General features: G+C 71.5%; 16 protein-coding genes. 4 read left to right on the top strand and 12 right to left on the bottom strand.

What is annotated here, in order from left to right:
• Nucleotides 1–38: 38 nt before the first annotated feature.
• The 5 genes from ACFXKZ_RS45180 to ACFXKZ_RS45160 form a co-directional block, all read right to left on the bottom strand.
• Nucleotides 39–2,342, bottom strand: coding sequence for a heavy metal translocating P-type ATPase (locus ACFXKZ_RS45180; protein ID WP_380011650.1), 2,304 nt, complete (start codon nucleotides 2,340–2,342; stop codon nucleotides 39–41).
• 153 nt (nucleotides 2,343–2,495) lie between these two features.
• Nucleotides 2,496–3,494: a hypothetical protein gene (locus ACFXKZ_RS45175; protein WP_380011647.1), complete on the bottom strand. Its 999-nt coding sequence runs from the start codon at nucleotides 3,492–3,494 to the stop codon at nucleotides 2,496–2,498.
• Between the two features lie 167 nt (nucleotides 3,495–3,661).
• On the bottom strand, nucleotides 3,662–3,934 hold the full coding sequence (locus tag ACFXKZ_RS45170) for a heavy-metal-associated domain-containing protein (protein ID WP_380011644.1): 273 nt from the start codon (nucleotides 3,932–3,934) through the stop codon (nucleotides 3,662–3,664).
• Between the two features lie 148 nt (nucleotides 3,935–4,082).
• Nucleotides 4,083–4,364 carry a metal-sensitive transcriptional regulator gene (locus ACFXKZ_RS45165; RefSeq protein WP_078981450.1) on the bottom strand — a complete coding sequence of 94 codons (282 nt, stop codon included), beginning with the start codon at nucleotides 4,362–4,364 and terminating at the stop codon, nucleotides 4,083–4,085.
• 218 nt (nucleotides 4,365–4,582) lie between these two features.
• Nucleotides 4,583–5,149 carry a DoxX family protein gene (locus tag ACFXKZ_RS45160; protein ID WP_380011641.1) on the bottom strand — a complete coding sequence of 189 codons (567 nt, stop codon included), beginning with the start codon at nucleotides 5,147–5,149 and terminating at the stop codon, nucleotides 4,583–4,585.
• 189 nt (nucleotides 5,150–5,338) lie between these two features.
• Between ACFXKZ_RS45160 and ACFXKZ_RS45155 the strand changes: the two genes are divergently transcribed.
• On the top strand, nucleotides 5,339–5,806 hold the full coding sequence (locus ACFXKZ_RS45155) for a MarR family winged helix-turn-helix transcriptional regulator (protein ID WP_126638644.1): 468 nt from the start codon (nucleotides 5,339–5,341) through the stop codon (nucleotides 5,804–5,806).
• A gap of 101 nt (nucleotides 5,807–5,907) precedes the next feature.
• On the opposite strand, the gene ACFXKZ_RS45150 is transcribed toward ACFXKZ_RS45155, so the two are convergent.
• The 4 genes from ACFXKZ_RS45150 to ACFXKZ_RS45135 all read right to left on the bottom strand — a co-directional run bounded on the left by ACFXKZ_RS45150 (nucleotide 5,908) and on the right by ACFXKZ_RS45135 (nucleotide 13,221).
• The gene (locus ACFXKZ_RS45150) at nucleotides 5,908–9,363 is read right to left on the bottom strand and encodes a M28 family peptidase (protein ID WP_380011638.1); all 3,456 of its coding nucleotides are present in this window, start codon (nucleotides 9,361–9,363) and stop codon (nucleotides 5,908–5,910) included.
• Between the two features lie 253 nt (nucleotides 9,364–9,616).
• Nucleotides 9,617–11,167 (bottom strand): M4 family metallopeptidase, encoded by a 1,551-nt coding sequence (locus tag ACFXKZ_RS45145; RefSeq protein ID WP_380011635.1) that lies wholly within the window; start codon nucleotides 11,165–11,167, stop codon nucleotides 9,617–9,619.
• A 435-nt stretch (nucleotides 11,168–11,602) separates the two neighbouring features.
• A complete protein-coding gene (locus tag ACFXKZ_RS45140; protein ID WP_380011632.1) occupies nucleotides 11,603–12,313 on the bottom strand; it encodes an ABC transporter permease in 711 nt (236 codons plus the stop codon).
• On the bottom strand, nucleotides 12,310–13,221 hold the full coding sequence (locus tag ACFXKZ_RS45135; protein ID WP_380011629.1) for an ABC transporter ATP-binding protein: 912 nt from the start codon (nucleotides 13,219–13,221) through the stop codon (nucleotides 12,310–12,312). Before ACFXKZ_RS45135 ends, ACFXKZ_RS45140 begins: the two co-directional genes overlap by 4 nt.
• Before the next feature lie 129 nt (nucleotides 13,222–13,350).
• Between ACFXKZ_RS45135 and ACFXKZ_RS45130 the strand changes: the two genes are divergently transcribed.
• The 3 genes from ACFXKZ_RS45130 to ACFXKZ_RS45120 are packed head-to-tail and all read left to right on the top strand — an operon-like array spanning nucleotide 13,351 to nucleotide 15,588.
• Nucleotides 13,351–14,475, top strand: coding sequence for a sensor histidine kinase (locus ACFXKZ_RS45130; protein ID WP_380011626.1), 1,125 nt, complete (start codon nucleotides 13,351–13,353; stop codon nucleotides 14,473–14,475).
• Complete coding sequence (locus ACFXKZ_RS45125) at nucleotides 14,472–15,077, top strand: DNA-binding response regulator (RefSeq protein WP_380011623.1); 606 nt, start codon at nucleotides 14,472–14,474, stop codon at nucleotides 15,075–15,077. The genes ACFXKZ_RS45130 and ACFXKZ_RS45125 overlap by 4 nt, the downstream gene beginning before the upstream one ends.
• A gap of 22 nt (nucleotides 15,078–15,099) precedes the next feature.
• Nucleotides 15,100–15,588 carry a hypothetical protein gene (locus ACFXKZ_RS45120; protein ID WP_380011620.1) on the top strand — a complete coding sequence of 163 codons (489 nt, stop codon included), beginning with the start codon at nucleotides 15,100–15,102 and terminating at the stop codon, nucleotides 15,586–15,588.
• A gap of 32 nt (nucleotides 15,589–15,620) precedes the next feature.
• On the opposite strand, the gene ACFXKZ_RS45115 is transcribed toward ACFXKZ_RS45120, so the two are convergent.
• The 3 genes from ACFXKZ_RS45115 to htpX all read right to left on the bottom strand — a co-directional run bounded on the left by ACFXKZ_RS45115 (nucleotide 15,621) and on the right by htpX (nucleotide 17,610).
• Nucleotides 15,621–15,854 carry a DUF2795 domain-containing protein gene (locus ACFXKZ_RS45115; protein WP_380011617.1) on the bottom strand — a complete coding sequence of 78 codons (234 nt, stop codon included), beginning with the start codon at nucleotides 15,852–15,854 and terminating at the stop codon, nucleotides 15,621–15,623.
• A gap of 275 nt (nucleotides 15,855–16,129) precedes the next feature.
• Nucleotides 16,130–16,690: a hypothetical protein gene (locus tag ACFXKZ_RS45110; protein ID WP_380011614.1), complete on the bottom strand. Its 561-nt coding sequence runs from the start codon at nucleotides 16,688–16,690 to the stop codon at nucleotides 16,130–16,132.
• Nucleotides 16,690–17,610 (bottom strand): zinc metalloprotease HtpX, encoded by a 921-nt coding sequence (gene htpX / locus ACFXKZ_RS45105; protein ID WP_380011611.1) that lies wholly within the window; start codon nucleotides 17,608–17,610, stop codon nucleotides 16,690–16,692. The genes ACFXKZ_RS45110 and htpX overlap by 1 nt, the downstream gene beginning before the upstream one ends.
• Nucleotides 17,611–17,722 lie beyond the last annotated feature (112 nt).

The following is a 17,722-nucleotide window of genomic DNA, read 5'->3' as shown; positions in this document are numbered from 1 at the left end:
GGTGTGAGGGGCGGACCGTTCGTGTGTGCGAGTCGGGACTACGGGGTCGGGTGGGTGTCGTCGGCCAGAGCCTTGAAGCCGCGCAGCCGCAGGCTGTTGCTGATCACGAAGACCGAGCTGAAGGCCATCGCGGCACCGGCGAGCATCGGGTTCAGCAGGCCGGAGGCGGCCAGCGGGAGGGCGGCGACGTTGTAGGCGAAGGCCCAGAACAGGTTGGACTTGATCGTGCCCAGGGTCTTGCGAGCGAGGCGGATGGCGTCGGCGGCGGCGCGCAGATCGCCGCGCACCAGAGTGAGGTCGGAGGCCTCGATGGCGACATCGGTGCCGGTGCCCATGGCCAGGCCGAGGTCGGCCTTGGCCAGCGCGGCGGCGTCGTTGACGCCGTCGCCGACCATGGCCACGATCCGGCCCTCCTCCTGGAGGCGGGTGACCACGTCGACCTTGTCCTTGGGCATCACCTCGGCGAACACGTGCTCCCGGTCGATGCCGACCTGCGCGGCGACGGTGTGCGCGACGGTGGTGTTGTCGCCGGTGAGCAGGATCGGGGTCAGGCCCAGCTCGCGGAAGCGGCGGATGGCCTCGGCGGAGGTGGGCTTGATCGCGTCGGCGACGACCAGCACCGCGCGCGCCTTGCCGTCCCACGCCACCGCGACGGCGGTACGACCCAGCGCCTCGGCGTCGGCCATGGCCCGCTCCAGCTCCGCCGGGAGGTCGAGCGCCCACTCGGTCAGCAGCCGGGTGCGGCCGACCAGAACGGCGTGGCCCTCGACGATGCCCTGCACGCCGAGCCCCTCGACGTTGGCGAAGTCCTCCGGGTCCGGCAGGTCGCCGACCCGCTCGGTGGCGCCCTTGGCGACGGCTTGGGCAATGGGGTGCTCGGAGGCGTTCTCCAGGGCACCGGCCAGGCGCAGCACCTCGGCCTCGGTCTCGTCGGCGGCGAGGTGCACGTCCAGGAGCGTCATCCGGCCGGTGGTGACGGTGCCGGTCTTGTCGAGCACGACGGTGTCGACGCGACGGGTGGACTCCAGTACCTCGGGGCCCTTGATCAGGATGCCCAGCTGGGCGCCGCGCCCGGTGCCGACCATCAGCGCGGTCGGGGTGGCCAGGCCCAGGGCGCACGGGCAGGCGATGATCAGCACGGCGACGGCGGCGGTGAACGCGCCGGCGATGCCCTGGCCGGTGCCCCACCAGAAGCCGAGAGTGGCGGCGGCGAGGGCGATCACGATCGGGACGAAGATGCCGGAGACCTTGTCGGCCAGGCGCTGTACCTGGGCCTTGCCGTTCTGCGCGTCCTCGACCAGCCGGGCCATCTGGGCGAGTTGGGTGTCGGCGCCGATCCGGGTGGCCCGGACCACGAGCCGGCCGCCGGCATTGACGGTGGCGCCGGTGACGGTGTCGCCGGGAGCGACCTCGACGGGGACCGACTCGCCGGTGAGCATCGAGGCGTCGACCGCCGAGGTGCCCTGCTCGATCACGCCGTCGGTGGCGATCTTCTCGCCGGGACGGACCACGAACAGGTCGCCGACGACGAGCTGTTCGACCGGGATGCGCTCCTCGCGCCCGTCTCGCAGCACCGCCACGTCGCGGGCGCCGAGTTCGAGCAGGGCCTTGAGCGCCGCGCCGGAGCGGCGCTTGGCGCGGGCCTCGAAGTAGCGCCCGGCCAGGATGAAGGTGGTCACCCCGGCGGCGGCCTCCAGATAGATGTTTCCGGCTCCGTCGCTGCGTTCGATGGCGAAGGAGAACGCGTGGGTCATGCCGGGTTCGCCGGCGCTGCCCCAGAACAGTGCGTAGACCGACCAGGCGAGCGCGGCCAGCGTGCCCATCGACACGAGCGTGTCCATGGTCGAGGTGCCGTGCCGCAGGTTGGTCCAGGCGGCCTTGTGGAACGGCCACGCGCCGTAGGCCACGACCGGCCAGGCCAGCGCGAGGGACAACCACTGCCAGTTGGTGAACTGGAACGCCGGGACCATCGCCATCGCGATCACCGGCACGGTCAGTACGGCGGAGATCAGCAGCCGGTCGCGCAGGGCCCGGACCCGACCACCCTCGGGATCCGCCTCCGGCGCGGCTTCGCCGGTGCCGCCGGCGGTGACGGGAGGGGCGGGGAGTTCGGCCGTGTATCCGGCCGCCTCGACCTGGGCGATCAGGTCGGCCGGCGCGATCTCGCCGGCGTAGCTGACCTTCGCCTTCTCGGTGGCGTAGTTGACCGTCGCGGTCACGCCGTCGAGCTTGTTCAGCCGCTTCTCGATGCGCATCGCGCACGAGGCGCAGGTCATGCCGCCGATCGACAGTTCGATCTGCCCGCTGTCCTGTGGCGTCGAGGTTTCGGTGGTCGAACCCATCGCCTGCTCCTGTTCGGATCGGTGGTTGCGCGGCCGTCGCGGGGCCGGGGGCGGTGGCGGCCGGTGCCGTCCCGCGATCATGCCTGAACTATACCCTAGGGGGGTATCAAAACGTCAAACGTCGGCCACGGCCGAGGGTGGCGTCGGGCATCCCTAGTGGGCGTGCTCGCCGTGCTCGGGCTGGGTGGGCTGGGTGGGCTGGTTGGGCTGCGTGGACTGGGCGGGCGGCGGAGTCGGTGCGGTCGCGGCGCCCACCGTGACGGTGAACTCGGCGGTGCGGACCCTGCCCTCGTGTTGGAAGTCCAGGTAGAGGCGGTAGTTGCCCGCGCTGGGGGCCTGGGCGTGGAAGCCGATGCCGGGGCCCGCGGGGGTCTTGCCGTCGCCGGGCGCGCCCTGCGGGTGCACGTGGAGGTAGGCCAGGTCGCCCTGGCGCAGCGCGACCAGGTGGCCGTAGGCGCCGAGGTAGGGCTGGAGATCGGTGACGGGGCGGCCGTCCTTGCTCACGTTCAGGGTGAGCGGTGCGGATGTTGTGGTCAGGTCGCCGGCCAGGGTGACGGTGTAGCCGTCGACGACGGCGGTGCGGCTCGGCGCGGGCAGCGCGGCCGGTGCGTAGTCGCCGGCCACCACGACGTCGGCGCCCAGGGTGAGCGTGCCGCCGGGGTCGCCGGTGGGCGTGAAGTCGGCGAACATCCGGTAAGTGCCGGCGTTCGCGAAGGTCAGCGGCACGCTCCAGGTGCCGTCGGCGCCGAGCACGGGATGTACGTGCTGGAACCCGGACAGGTCGCGGCGGGCCACGATCAGGTGCAGGTCCTTGTCGTGGGCCCGGTCGTAGCGCGTCCACGGTTGCCCGTCCGGGCCGAGGACGCGGAAGCGGAAGTCGGTGGCGGTGCCGGCCGGCAGTGGCTCGGTGGCGGCGACCAGGGTGTAGCCCCGCTCGGAGACCTGGAGGCCGCCCGGCATCTCGGCGGCGGCCGGTGCGGCGCCGGGGGAGCGGGCGCCGCCCGACGGGCCCGCCTGGGTGCCGCCGTGGCCGCCGTGTGCGGGGGCGGGATCGGAGCCGACCGGGCCGACCGCGTGGCCGATGCCGAAGGCGGCCCCGAAGGCCAGCACCACGCCGGCGCCGAACGCGCCGACCTTGACTGCGGTGTTCATGCTCTCTCCCTGTTCGATGGCGCGTTCGACACCGCGTCGGACGCCGCGTTCGAGACGGTGGGGCGGGTGGTCGCCGTGGTGCGGCGGGCCCGGTGGTGTGGCCGACCGGGGCCGCGGGTGGTCCGATGAGGGGGGCGCCGGTGTCGGGCGGCGCCCCCCTCGACGGGTCAGTGGCAGCTGCCGCAGCAGCTCGCGCCGGCCTCGGGGGCCTCGGCCGCCGGGGCGACCAGTTCGTAGCCGGCCTCGTCGATCGCCGCCGCGACGGCCGTGTCGGCCAGGGCCGCATCGGAGGTGACCGTCACCTTGCCGCTCGCGAGGTCGACCGCGACCTCCGTGACGCCGTCGATTTTGCCGACCTCGGCCTTGACCGAGGAGACGCAGTGGCCGCAGGTCATGCCGGTGACGGTGTAGGTCGAGGTGACGGAAGTGGTCGTGCTCATGGCGAAGCCTCCTGGTTCTCGGGTCCGCCGCACCGGAGGTGTTCCGGTCGACGGCTTCGACTACAACATACCCCCCCTGGGTATGTTGTCAAGCCGAGGGGATGGATTCCTGTTTCCGAACGGGGGGTGCGAACGCGGGGAACTCCCGTCAGGAGCGCACCAATCGGGCCACCGCGTCGGCGGCCTCGCGGACCTTGGCGTCGGCCGCGTCGCCGCCCTGCCCGGCGGCCTGGACCACACAGTGCCCCAGGTGATCGGTCAGCAGCCCCAGGGCGACGGCCTGGAGCGCCTTGGTCACGGCGGATACCTGGGTCAGCACGTCGATGCAGTAGGCGTCCGACTCCACCATCCGATGCAGCCCTCTGACCTGGCCCTCCACCCGCTTCAGGCGGGCGAGGTAGGCGTCTTTGCCGTCGTCGTATCCGGTCATCGCGGGCCTCCTTGGTCGCGCATGCGGTCTCGGCTCGACCGCAAGGTACCCCCGTAGGGTATCGTTTCGGCCGGTCGAATACCCCCGGGCCCTATGAAAATATTCGGAACGCCGGGTGCCCGGCCCGAACGTCGGAGGCACGACATGCGGCCGCCCCCGGGATCCGTGGATCCCGGGGGCGGCCGCATGTGATTCGGGGCGTGCTCGTGTGCTCGTGCTCAGTCGCGCAACATCAGGATGACGCCGGCGGTGATTGCGCCGACCGCGACGGCGGCTATGCCGTAGGCCACGCGGTGGCTGCGCAGGACCGGCAGGAAGCGGTCCACGGCCAGCCGGCCCGGGCCGGTCAGCGCGAGAGCGGCGGCGGCCGCGGTGAGCAGCAGTTCGTACTCGACGCCCTTCGGCGCGAAGAAGCCGCCGTCCCACTTGACCGCGATGGCGTTGATCATGGTGCCCACGATCCCGGCGGCGGCCAGGGGGGTGCACAGGCCGATGACGAGGGCGAGGCCACCGAAGGTCTCGGTGAGGCCGGCCACGGTGGCCATTGCCTTGCCGGACGGGTAGCCGCTCATGGTGAAGAACTGGCCGGTGCCGTCCAGGCCGGAGCCGTCGAACCAGCCGAAGAGTTTCTGTGTGCCGTGTGCGGCCATGGTCAGGCCGACCACGACGCGCAGCAGGGCCAGGCCGAGGTCGTAGCCGTGCAGCGACCCGGCGGGCGCGCCGGCCGGCGCGGTGCGGGTCGCCTGATCGGGGTCGCGGTGGGTCGTCTCGGCGGGGGAGTACATGCGGGTGCTCCTGTCGATGGCGAGGTCGCCGGCGCGATCTTGCGGCGTGCGGACATGCGGCGGCGCCGTACGCGGTGTCACCACGTGTGGCGGTGCGCGCCGCGAGGTTGCGGTGGGCCAGTTCAAATTTGAACTACTTCGACGCTACAGGCCGACCCCGGCTTCGACAAGCTGGGTAGGGTTTGCCGCATGAGCGAACCGCGTTGGCTGGACGACCTGGAGATGGCCGCGTGGACGAGCTTCGTCGAGGCCGGCCACCGGGTGGACCGGGCTCTGGAGCGCCAGCTCAAGGACGAGGCGGGGTTGTCCCACCCGCAGTACGAGATCCTGGTACACCTCGCGGACGCGCCCGACGGCGAATTGCGGATGGCCGAACTGGCCGACCGGTTGATCACCTCGAAGAGCGGGATCACCTACCAGGTCGCCCAGTTGGAGAAGCTGGGCCTGGTTCGCCGGCGCGCGTGCCCGGAACAGGCGCGCGGGGTCTACGCGGTGCTGACCGACGAGGGGTCCGCGCGGTTGCGTGGCGCCGCGCCCGCGCATGTGGCACGGGTGCGCGAGGTCCTGATCGACGTCCTGGATCGTGAGCAACTGGCGGTACTGGCCGAGGCGTTGGGCGTGGTCGGCCGCCGGCTGCGGGCACACGACCGGGCCTGAGGCGCGGCCGGTGCGCGGGCCCGGACACGAGTGCGCCCCGCCCCCGGCGCGCTGCCGGGGGCGGGGCGGTCACTCGTGGTGCGGTGCCTTTCGGGACGGGGTCAGGAGATCGAGACGTCGTCCACGTAGAACGTGGTCGTCGCGGACTCGTCCTCGGAACCGGAGAACTGGAGGCTGACCGTCTGGCCCGCGTAGGCGCTCAGGTCCACGGTCTTTTGCACATAGGTGCCGGTCGCGTTGGCGTTGGAGTAGGTGGCCAGCGTGGTGCCGTTGATCTGGACGCCGAGGGTGTCGTAGACGGTGCTCCCGACCTCCTCGGTGGTGATCTTGACCCACACGCGCAGCGTGGCGTTGGCCGGGATGGTGATGTTCCCCTGGCTCAGGGTCTCGGTGGCGGTGCTGCCGTAACCCATCATCCAGGCGTACCAGCCACCGCTGTGCGGGGTGGCCTGCGTGCTGTTGGTGATGTCGTTGGCGCTCTGCGTCCAGTTGGCGGTGCCCTGCTCGAAGCCGCCGTTCTGCAGCGAGTTGCCCGGGTTGACGGTGCCGACGGTCAGCGTGTAGGTCGTCGCGTGCTGCACGGTGCCGGTACCGGTGATGGTGATCGGGTACGTACCCGTCGCGACGTTGGCCCCCACCTGGAAGGTCACCGTCGAGGACGCGCCGGACTGGACCGACGTCGGGTTGAAGGTCACGTCCACGCCGCTCGGCGCGCCCGAGGCGGTCAGGTTCACCGTCTGCGGGTTGCCGCTGGTGGTCTGGGTGTTGACGGTCGCGGTGGTGTTGCCGCCCGGCTGGGTGCTGCCCGAGTTCGGGCTGACACCGACCGAGAAGTCGTTGCCGGGGTTGCCGCCGCCGACCGCGGTCTTCCAGATGGTGTAGGCGACGCCGTCCGCGCTGCGGTCCAGAACCGTCGCGTTGATGTTGGAGGAGGTGTCACACGCGGAGTGGTAGCAGGAGTCGTAGGACTGGTTCGCCTGTCCGCCCCACTTCTGCGCCTGTGCGGAGGTCTTGACCGCGTCGGCACCGGCCGCGTAGCCGGAGGTGGGGATACCGCCCTGCTGGAAGGAGTAGTCGTCGGAGCGTCCCTGGCCCTCGACGTTCTCCTCGGGACGCAGGTTCAGCGAGTCCCAGTAGGCCTTCATCGGGGCGGCGGTGGCGGAGTTGATGTTGTTGATGAAGTAGCCGCCGTTGGGCGAGCCGACCATGTCGAAGTTGTAGTAGCCCTTGATCGCGGTGCGCTGTGTCGAGCTCAATTGGCTGACGTAGAACTGCGAGCCCTGGAGGCCCTGTTCCTCGCCGGCCCACCAGCCGAACCGCACATGCTTGGTCAGGTTCGGGTTGGCCTGCGCGAGGACGAGCGCGTTCTCCAGGAGGGTGGCGGAGCCGGAGCCGTTGTCGTTGATGCCGGGGCCGGCCTGGACGCTGTCCAGGTGGGCGCCGAACATGACGACCTGGTCGGCGGGGCCGCCGGGCCAGTCGGCGATCAGGTTGTTGGAGCGGTAGGTGCAGGAGGTGCAGGTCTGCTCGGTGACCTGGTAGCCGGCCGCCTGGAGCTTACCCTTCACATAGGCCAGCGACGCGGTGTAACCGGCGCTGCCCGCGCGGCGGTTGCCGCCGTTCTGGGTCGCGATGGTGTTCAGCTGGGACAGGTGCGCCTGCACGTTCGCGACGCTGACGTCGGGTATCGGGGAGGACGTGCCGCTGACCGTCAGCGTGTACTGCGCGGTGTGCGTTGCGCCGGTACCTGTGCCGGTCACCGTGATCGTGGACGTGCCCGCCGTGGCGGTCGAACTCGCCGACAGGGTCAGCGTGGAGTTGGCGCCGGACTGCACACTGGCCGGGTTGAACTGGGCGGTTACACCGTTCGGCAGACCGGAGGCGGTCAGGTTGACCGTCTGCGCCTGGCCGCTGGTGATGGTCGTGGCCACCGTGGAGCCGACGGACGCGCCCGGGGCCACCGTGCCGGCGGTCGGGTTGAGGGTGATCGAGAAGTCGTTCTGACCCGGGCCGGGGGTGCAGGTCGGGTCACCGGTCTGCGCGGGCACGCTGATCGCGTCCCAGGCGGCCTTGGTCTTGGTGAACAGCGCGCAGGTCGGGTCGAGCGTCTTGGCCGAGCTGAGCGTGGCCGTGCGGTACTTCTTGTAGGTCATGCCGCTGGTCTTGAGCAGCATGCCGCCGTAGAAGACCTTGCCGGCCTGCTGGATGCCCACGCCGGTGAGGGTGGTGTTGTTGCAGGTCGGGCTGGTCGGCTTGCCGCCGCCCGGGCTGGTGCCCTCGGCGAGCAGGTAGAACCAGTGGTTGAGCGGTCCGGCCGCCGCGTGCTCCTCGGTGTTGGGAATGGAGGAGCTGTAGCAGTCGGGGTCGCCGTTGGTGGACGGCTTGTACATGTAGCGGATCGGGCCCTGGCCGACCAGGTTCACCGCTTCGCCGACGGTGTAGTCGGGGGTGTCGTACGGGGAGGGCTCGTTGGTGTACGCCTCGGTCAGCGCACCCATGATGTCGCCGGTGGCCTCGCCCAGACCCGGCTCGGTCCCGGCGCCGCCGGGGGTGAACTGGTCGATGCCGTGGCCGAATTCGTGGCCCACGACGTCCATCGAGCCGATCCACTGGTTGGCCTGGTTGTGGCCGATCGAGACCGACGAGCCGTCCCAGTAGGCGTTGACGTCGTTCAGACCGACCTTGACCGGCCAACTGCCGCCGGTCCCGTTGTGCCCGTTGCGACCGAGCCAGTCGCGCAGCATGTTCCATTCCTTCTGCGCCGCCCAGAAGACGTCGACGCAGCCGGTTTCCTTGCTCGACGCCTGGCCGTTGCCCCACGAGTCCGAGGACTTGGAGAAGACCTGGCCGGTCGAGTAGTCGGCGCAGGTAAGGCCCGGCCGGTTCGGGTCCCGCAGGGAGTACGTACCACCGGAGTTGGTGGTGTCGATCGTGAGCGGGTTGGGGCCGTTCCACTGGCTGTTGCCGCTGCCGGCCTTGACGTCGTCGGTCGTGTCGAGCACTGTGCCCGTGCTCGCGTCCACGAACACGTGCAGCCGGCTGGGCGCGGTCGCGGTCCGGCCGATCAGCACGGTTTCCCAGGCCAGCGCGCTCTTGCCGTCCTTGACCCGGACGACCAGGCGGTGCGAGTCGACCCGGTCCACGCTCGCCAGCTTGGTCCTGGACGTGGCCTCGGCCGCGCCGGCCGCGACGGTGGGCTGGGTCGGTACGGAGATTCGGGCGTCGGTGGACGACTGGGTCGCCCGTACCCGGCCCTTGCCGTCGGCCATCACCACGGCGTCCCCGCCGACGACCGGCAGGCCGCGGTAGGTGCGCTGGTACGCGACCGAGAACAGGTCGTTGATCCACGGGGTGACGGCTTGGCGCTGGTACTGCTCGTCGGGACCCTTGGCGAGGGTGTCGAGGCCGCTGGAGACGGCGCGGTCGGCGGCGGAGACCGCCAGTTCCTGCGAGCTGGGCTGCGGCGGGTCGGCTGACGCCGGTTGGGCCGCCACGCCCACGGTGAGGCCGGTGAGCATGGCCAGAACGGTTCCGGCCGTGGTCATTCTTCGATTCATCGAGGCTCCTCGAGTGGGAAGGCAGACCTCGACCACGAATCCGGCGTGGACCGCGCGCCTCGTGAGCGCCGCGATCGACCGTGCAGGCCGGGGTTCGTGCCCGAGCGAGCGAAACACTCACACGGACACAAGGGCCGCGCGAAGGGATCCGGCGAGGCCAGCAAATACTGGCGAAATGGCCGCCGCTTCGGGCCTGTTGCGGACGCGACGGCCGGGCCCCGGCGGGGTCCGGGGCCAGGCCGTCGCAAGGGGGTCAGGGACAGGTGGGTTCGGCCGGTTGCATCGGAATGTTGACCGCGCTCCACGCGTCCCTGGTCGCCTTCCAGGTGACGCAGGTCGGGTCGAGGAGCTTGGCCGCGCGGACGGTGATCATGCGCAGCTTTCGGTAGTTGGTGCCCGCCGGCCGGCTCAGGAGGCCGCCGTAGAAGACCTTGCCGGCCATCTTGATGCCCACGCCGGTGACCGTGGAGCTGTTGCAGGTCGGACTGTTGGGCTTGCCGCCGCCGGGGTTGGAGCCCTCGGCAAGCAGGTAGAACCAGTGGTTCAGCGGGCCGGACGCCCGGTGCTCGTCCGGCGGCAGCGTCGAGGAGTAGCAGTTCGGGTCGCCGGTCAGCGACGGGTTGTACATGTAGCGCAGCGGTTGGCCGCCGCCCATGTCGACCATCTCGGCGACGGTGTAGTCCGGGGTGTCGAACGGCGCCGGTTCGTTGGCGTAGAACTCGGTGAGCGCGCCGAAGATGTCGCCGGTGCCCTCGCTGAGGCCGTACTCCTTGAACGGGTAGCCTGGGGTGGCCGCGTCGACGAGATGCCCGTATTCGTGGCCCACGATGTCCATCGCGCCGAGCCACTGGCCCCTGACGTCGTGGCCGATGAACACCTTGGAGCCGTCGGAGTAGGCGTTGACGTCGGGAAGACCGACCACGACCGGGAGCGTGCGACCGTTGCCGTTGTGTCCGTTGCGGCCCAGCCAGTCGCGGAGCATGTCCCATTCCTTCTGCACCGCCCACATCGAGTCGACACAGCCGGTCTCGATCGTGGTCGGGTCCCCGTTGCCCCAGTCGTCGATGGTCTTGGTCAACACTCCGGCGTTGTACTTGGCGCAGCTCAGGCCGGGGCGGGTCAGGTCCTGCATGAAGTAGGTGGAACCGCTGGAGGCGGTGGTGATGGTGATCGGGTTCGGGCCGTTCCACTTGCTGTGCCCGGTGCCGGCGCGTACGTCGTCGAAGGTCGCGGCGTCGAGCACCGCTCCGGATCGGGCGTCGACGAAGACGTGCAGCCTGCCGGGCGTGTTCCCGACCCGGCCGGCCACTACCGTCTCCCAGGCCAAGTGGGCGGTATCGGGCCCGAGTTGCACCACCAGGCGGGGTGCGTCGACCCGCTCCACCGCGGTCAGCCGGGCACGAGCGCTCGCCTCGGCCGTCGCGGCGGGCACGGTCGGCTCGGTCGGTACGTCGATGCGCGGGCCGTCGGCGGTCTCCACGGCCCGGACCCGGCCCGTGCCGTCGGCCAACACGGCGGCGTCGCCGCCGACCACGGGCAGGCCGCGATAGGTGCGGGTATAGGCGATCGAGTAGAGGTTGTCGAGCCAGGGTGTCACCATGCCCCGCCGGTACCGCTCGCCGGGTGCCTTGGCGAGGTTGCCCGAGTGGCCGGAGACGGCGCGGTCGGCCGCGTCGATCGCGGCGGCGCGGGCGGCGGCGGGGGAGTTCGGTGGCGGGGTCGCGTTCGAGGGTGTGGTGGTGCCGATCACCAGGCCGGCCAGCAGGGTCAGGACCGACCCGACCGTCAGTGTTCTGCGCTGCATCGAGGCTCCTCGGGTGGAAGACGGGCCGCGACGACGAAACCGATCGCCGGCGCGCCGGGTTCGTCGCCCGAGCGAGGAACACCCTCACAGCGGAACGGTTCTGCGGCAACGAAGGCTGAACAATCGGCACATTCTGGCTAGTTGCGGGAGCGGAGTGGGCGATTGGAACGCCCGGTCGAGCGCCGCCCTCCCCTCGCCGACTGGCCATCGGCGATCGTGTGGGTCGGCGATCGTGGGCTACGGGGTGGTGTGCAAAGCCAGGTGCAGGACGGCGGTGTCCTGCACCGGAGGACTGGTCGCCACCTCGGCGGATCCCTGGGCACTGCGGGGCCTGAGCCCGGCGGCCCGGGCGCCGAGATCGTCTTCGGCGCCCGGTTCCGCTCGGTGCCGGTCCCGCCCGATGCCGGGCCCGCTCGGTGCCCCGGCATGCTCTGCTCAGTGCCGGGGCTCCCAGCGAAACAGCCGGATGCCGAGCACCGCGCCGATCAGCGTCCAGGCGGTCACCGACGCCAGCGCCAGGAACGCGGCGCCCACGCCCATCCCTTCCCAGGCCCCGGTCGCGAGGTCCACCACGCCGTCGCCGGGGACCAGGTAGCCGAGCCATTGCAGGTTTTCCGGGGCACGGTCCTGGACCAGCAGGCTGCCGCCGATGGCGAGGACCAGGAACGGCATCGTGGTGATCTGCGCCTGTTCCGCCGACGCGGTGAACGCCGAGGTGGCCATCGCGACCCCCGTACACATCAGCGCCCCGCTCACGATCGCCAGGACGAGCAGCGCCGGGTTGTCGGGCGCGGACAGACGGGTGTGCGACAACACGGCCACCAACACCACGATTTGGCCGCACGTGACCAGGATCGCCGGCAGCACCAGCCCGACGATGACCGACGCGTCGGGGTCCGCGCCACTGCGCAGGCGTTTGAGGAACAGGTCCTTGCGCCGGGCCGCGAGCGTGGTGGCGAGTGTCGCGTGCACCCCGATCAGCAGCATGAACAACACGGAATGCGCGACCGTGTCCGGTGTTGGCGAGGCCAGCGCGGTGAACGCGACGAACAGCGGCACCAGTACCACCGTGGCCGCGACCGCCTTGTTGCGCAGCATGATGCGCAGTTCGGCGGCGGCCACGGCCCGCCACGCGGTGCCCTTCACGCCGCTGCCCCAGTCGACGCGGGGCCCGCGACGGCCCGGAAGACGTCGTCCAGCGTCGCCGGCCGGGTCACCAGGCCGCGCAGCCGCACGCCGCGCCCGTCCGCCCAGGCGAGCAGCGTCGCCATGGCACGCTCCGGTTCGTCGGTGGTCACGGTAACCCGATCTCCCCGACTGCCGGCCACGTCCACCGCGAGCGGCAGATCGGTCGCGGCCGGTCCGTCGGGGAGGTCGAAGGAGATCCGCGCGGGGTACGGGGCGAGCAGTTCGGCCAAGGTGCCCTCGACCGCGATCCGACCCTCGCGCATGATCGCGATCCGATCGGCCAGCGTGCTCGCCTCCTCCAGGTAGTGCGTGGTCAGCACCACCGTGGTGCCGCCCGCCGACAACTCGCGCAGCAGGTCCCACAGGAGATCGCGCGTCTGCGGATCAAGCCCGGCGGTCGGTTCGTCGAGAAACAGCAGTTCCGGCCGCCCGTACACCGCCATCGCCAGGTCGAGCCGCCGCCGCTCGCCACCGGACAACCGGTCCACCCGGACGTCGCGCCGCCGGGTCAGCCCGAGCCGGTCGATCAACGCCTCGTCGTCGTCCTCGCGCCGGGCGACCCGCCCCCACAGCCGCAGCGTCTCGATCGGTGTCAACTCGGCCGCGAACCCCGACTCCTGAAGCATCATCCCGGTCCGCAACCGCACCGCCGTCGAGCGCGGATCGCCGCCGAGCACCCGCACCGACCCCGAGGTCGGCCGGCGGTGGCCCTCCAGGGTCTCCAGCGTGGTGGTCTTCCCCGCCCCGTTGGTGCCCAGCAGGGCGTACACCTCGCCCCGCCGCACGTCGAGGTCGATGCCGGAGACGGCCTCGAAGGTGCCGTATGAACAACGCAGTCCGCGTACTTCGATCATCGTCGCATCCATGACCCCAGCGTGTGCCCGGCCCTCCGCGCTCGGTAGTGGCCCGGTGTCCGCTCCCCGGCTGACAAATGTCATGCCCGCCGATGACCGATCACCGGAAGCGAGCCCCGGCCGCACACCTACGCTGGGCACATGGTCTCCTCCACGATGCGACGGGCACGCCGTTTCACCGCGTGGTCGCTGCTGTCCGGCGTGGTGCTGGTCCCCGGCATCCCCGCGGTGCTCGCGGTGGTCGAGGCGGTCCACGGCGACAACGGGTGGCCGTTGGCCCTGGCCGCGATCGGCTGTTGCGGACTGTTGTTCGCCACCGCCCGGCACTGGGCCGGCACGCCGCCGCGCGGCCTCCTGACGGTGACCTGCGCGGTGGCCCTCGGGGTCTCCGCGGCGGCGCTGGCCCACGACGCGATATTCCCGTGGCCCATGCCGCTCGCCACCGCCGTGGGACTGCTGACGATGTACGCGCGCGGTCGTCGGTGGCGGGTCCTGGCCGCGGGCCTGCTGGTGATGGCGGCGCTGCCGATACTCTTCGGGCCGTCGCCGAGGGAGGCTCCGGATCAGACGATCGGCGCCCTCGTCATCGCCACCAGCGTGGCGGTGACCTGCGTGATCAACGACTGGGTCTGGCGTCAGTTCGTCGAACTCGACGACGCGCGCCGGATCGCGGGCGAGTTGGCCGTGGCCAACGAACGGTTGCGGTTCGCCGCGGACCTGCACGACATCCAGGGCCATACGCTGACCCTGATCGCGGTCAAGAGCGAACTCGCCCGGCGGCTGGTCGAGATGGATCCATCGGCCGCCGCCGCGCAGATGGGCGAGGTGGAGGCGTTGGCCCGCGAGGCGGTGACCGACACCCGGGACCTGGTACACGGCTACCGCGAGGTGTCCTTCGCCGCCGAACTGGCCAACGCGGCGGCGGTGTTGACGGCCGCCGGGATCGAGTGCCGCTACGCGAGCCCACCACCGCTGCCGGACCGGGCCGGCACGCTGTTCGGCCTGGTGGTGCGGGAGGCCACGACCAACATCCTGCGGCATTCGGCAGCCACCACCGCCTCGATCGACGTGTCCGCCGACGGCCGCAGGCTCACCATCCGCAACGACGGCGCGACGCAGGGCAAGCGTCCCGGCGGCACCGGCCTGGCCGGCCTGGACGCCCGGCTGCGCGGCCACGGCGGCGAGTTGCGCGCCTCGGCCGGCCTTGGCGTCTTCGAGGTGGTGGCCCGACTCGATGTCGCCGACCGTACGGAGGCCCCCGCGTGATCCGCCTGGTGCTGGTCGAGGACGAGGCGATGTTGCGCGGCGCGCTGGGCCAACTCCTGGAGTTGGAGCCGGACCTGACCGTGGTCGCCCAAGCCGCCGACGGGACGGCCGCGATCGCCGAGGCCGCCCGGCACGTGCCCGACGTGGTGGTGATGGACCTGGAGATGCCCGGCGGCCCCGACGGTCTGGAGGCGGCCGGCCGCATCCTGGCCGGGCGCCCCGACACCCGGATCGTGCTGGTCACCCGACACGCCCGCCCCGGCGTGCTCACCCGCGCACTGCGGGTGGGCGTACGCGGATTCGTGCCCAAGTCGCGGCCGGCCGCGCATCTGGCCCAGGTGATTCGCGACGTGCACGCGGGACACCGACACGTGGATCCGGAGATCGCGGCGGCGGCGCTGGTACTGGACTGCCCGTTGTCCGAGCGCGAGTTGGAGGTGTTGCGGCTGACCCGGGAGGGGTTGAGCGTGCGCGACATCGCCGGCCGGGTGCACCTTGCCGCCGGGACGGTACGGAACTACCTGTCCTCGGCGATGATCAAGGTGGGCGCCCCGAGCCGGCACGCCGCGGCCCGCTACGCGGTCGAACGCGGATGGTTGTGACGGCCGTGGTGGGGGATCGACGGTGACCGGCCGGGAATCGCCCGAGGCGGCGGGCTTCGAGCCGGCCACCGGCGCGGAAACCGTACCGGTGGCGGGCACGCCGGAGCGCGCGGCGGCCGTGCGGGACGCGTTCGAGGCGCTGCTGCGGATTCGCGACGTGGTGAACAGCGGCGCCGGCGACCCGCGGGCGACGCCGGCCGAGTGGGAGTGGATGCGGATGGTGCGGGCCGTCGCGCTGGCCCTGGAGGCCGCCGGCGTACCGCCCTCCGCCCTGGACGAGCGCGGACAGCGGACCGCCACCGGATACTGCGTCACCGCCGGCGACCACCCCCGGGTGGTCCGGGTCGAATGGCCCGGCCCGCGTGGCAGCGGCGCCGCTCACGAGGCGGAGCGGGCGCTGCACGGGTGCGCGCGGGTCCTGGGCGAGCTGGGCTGGGTGGTGTTGGAGTACCGGGGCAGGGGTGGTCGGCGGTATCTGGAGGTGGAGGCCCCGTCGACGATCCGGCGGTGAGGCGATCCGGCGCTGAGCCCGGTCCGGTGCCCTCACAAACCCGGATCCAGGCCCGCGTGCCGACCGCACAGGGCCATGCAGACCTGATTGGGTCCTTCGTACGCGCGCTCCGGCAGGGCCGCCAAGGCCCGAGCCACCCAGACCGCGGCTCCATTGATCGTGGCCGCCGCGCTCAGCGCCGCCGGGCGGGCCGGGAACCGCACACCGAACATCGCGCAGTGCAACACCTCGGGATCCACGGTCGTCGATTCGCCGATGCTCCTCATGGCTCCTCCACACACGTCCGCCCGACCGCGGGTGCGCGAGAACCGACGGCCGGTGTCGCTGCGCACACCGGGAGCCGGTCTCCGTGTCGCCCTCGGGGTCGCGCGTCGACACGAAGAGCCGCCGGTCGGACGAGCACGAGGTGGTGGTCGCGGCTCGGGAGCCCGGTGTGGCGGCAGCTTGTGGTTTCAGAGCTATAATACGCCGCCCGAGCACCGATGGGGGATCACGACCCGGTCCGGATGTACCCGGCACGGACCCGAGCGGCCTGCACCGCTCACAGCCCCGGGGCGCCCCACACCGGGAACCACCGGGACAGGTCGGATTCGAGCCGCAGATCGTCGGTGACCGCCGCGCCCACCTGCAGCTCCAACGCGCTGTCCCGCTTCTCGTGCCCGCCCGGCACCGGGGCGAACGGATAGAAGGTGCCTCGCTTGTACAGGTAGACCAGGGCGAGCCGGCGGCCGTCGGGATGCCCGAATGCGGCCAGGGAGCAGAGCAGTTGCGGACCGAAACCGCCGTCCTCCAGCGCCGAGTTGATCGCGTGCAGGTCGGTCACCAGCGAGCCCGTGTCCTCCGGCGGCCGCTCGGCGAGCAGCCAGGTGTACCCGTAGTCGTCCCGGCTGCTCCGCACCCCGTCGAGCAGCTCGTCCAGGTCGCGCAGCACCCGGTCGAACGTGCCGCCCTCGACCGTGGCGAAGCACACCGACCCGGCTCCGGTGGGCCGGAAGCCGACCGCCGCCTCCAGCGTGATCGCCGCCGAGGGCAGGCCGAACAGCTGGTCGAGATCGGGCTTGACCGCCCTGCTCCGGCCGAAGAGCGAGTCGAACAACCCCATCAGGCGGCACCGCCGAGTTCGGCGCTGATCCGCGCCAACTGCTCCAGCCGCCGTTCCAGGGTCGGGTGGGTCGCGAACAGGTTGGCCAAGCTCTCCTTGGAGGCGATCGCCGGTGCGAAGAAGAACGCGTTGAACGGCTCGGCCCGGCGCAGGTCCCGGGTCGGGATCCGGGCCATGGTGCCGCTGATCTTGGTCAATGCGGAGGCGAGTACGGAGGGCCGTCCGGTGAGCAGCGCCGCCGAGCGGTCCGCGCACAGCTCGCGGTAGCGCGACAGGGTCCGGATCAGTACGAAGCTCAGCGCGTACACGGCCACGCTCACCGCGGTCACCACCAGCATCAGGACCGCCGTGTTCTGGTCGCGGCGCATCCCGCCGAAGAGTCCGAACTGCACACCGACGCGGGTGAGCAGCCCGGCCAGGACGCCGAGGAAGGACGCGATGGTCATCACCGCGACGTCCTTGTGCGCGACGTGCGACAGCTCGTGCGCGAGTACGCCCTCCAACTCGGCGGGCTCCAGGCGGCGGAGCAGCCCGGTGGTGGTGCACACGACCGTGTTCTTCCGGTTGCGGCCGGTGGCGAACGCGTTGGGCACGTCGGAGTCGGCGACCGCCACGCGCGGCTTGGGCATGTCGGCGAGCGCGCAGAGCCGGTCCACCGCGCCGTGCAGTTCCGGCTGCTCCTCGGGGGTGACCTCGCGGGCACCCATCGCGAACGCGGCGAGTTTGTCGCTGAACCAGAACTGGGCGACGAACACGCCGCCGATCAGGACGACCGCGATCGGCCAGGCCCGGCCCAGGACGACCACGAGCGTGCCCACGAAGACGACGTAGAGCAGGCCGAGCAGGAACATGGTGGCGAGCATGCGGCCCACCAGGCCGCGGTCGGTGCCGAATCGGGTGCCGGCGCTGGTCCTGGTCATCGATTTCTCCCTCATGGGGGGACCTGGCGGCGGGCCTCGTGGGTGGCCCGAGGGAAGCGCTCAAGCGGGTGAAAAGCCAACGAATCGGGCGCCACTTCGATTCTGCCTCGCC

This window comes from Embleya sp. NPDC059237 (assembly GCF_042754105.1).
GTDB lineage: Bacteria > Actinomycetota > Actinomycetes > Streptomycetales > Streptomycetaceae > Embleya.
The sequence above is the reverse complement of the archived record's forward strand: the minus strand, read 5'-3'. Positions and strand labels throughout refer to the sequence as shown.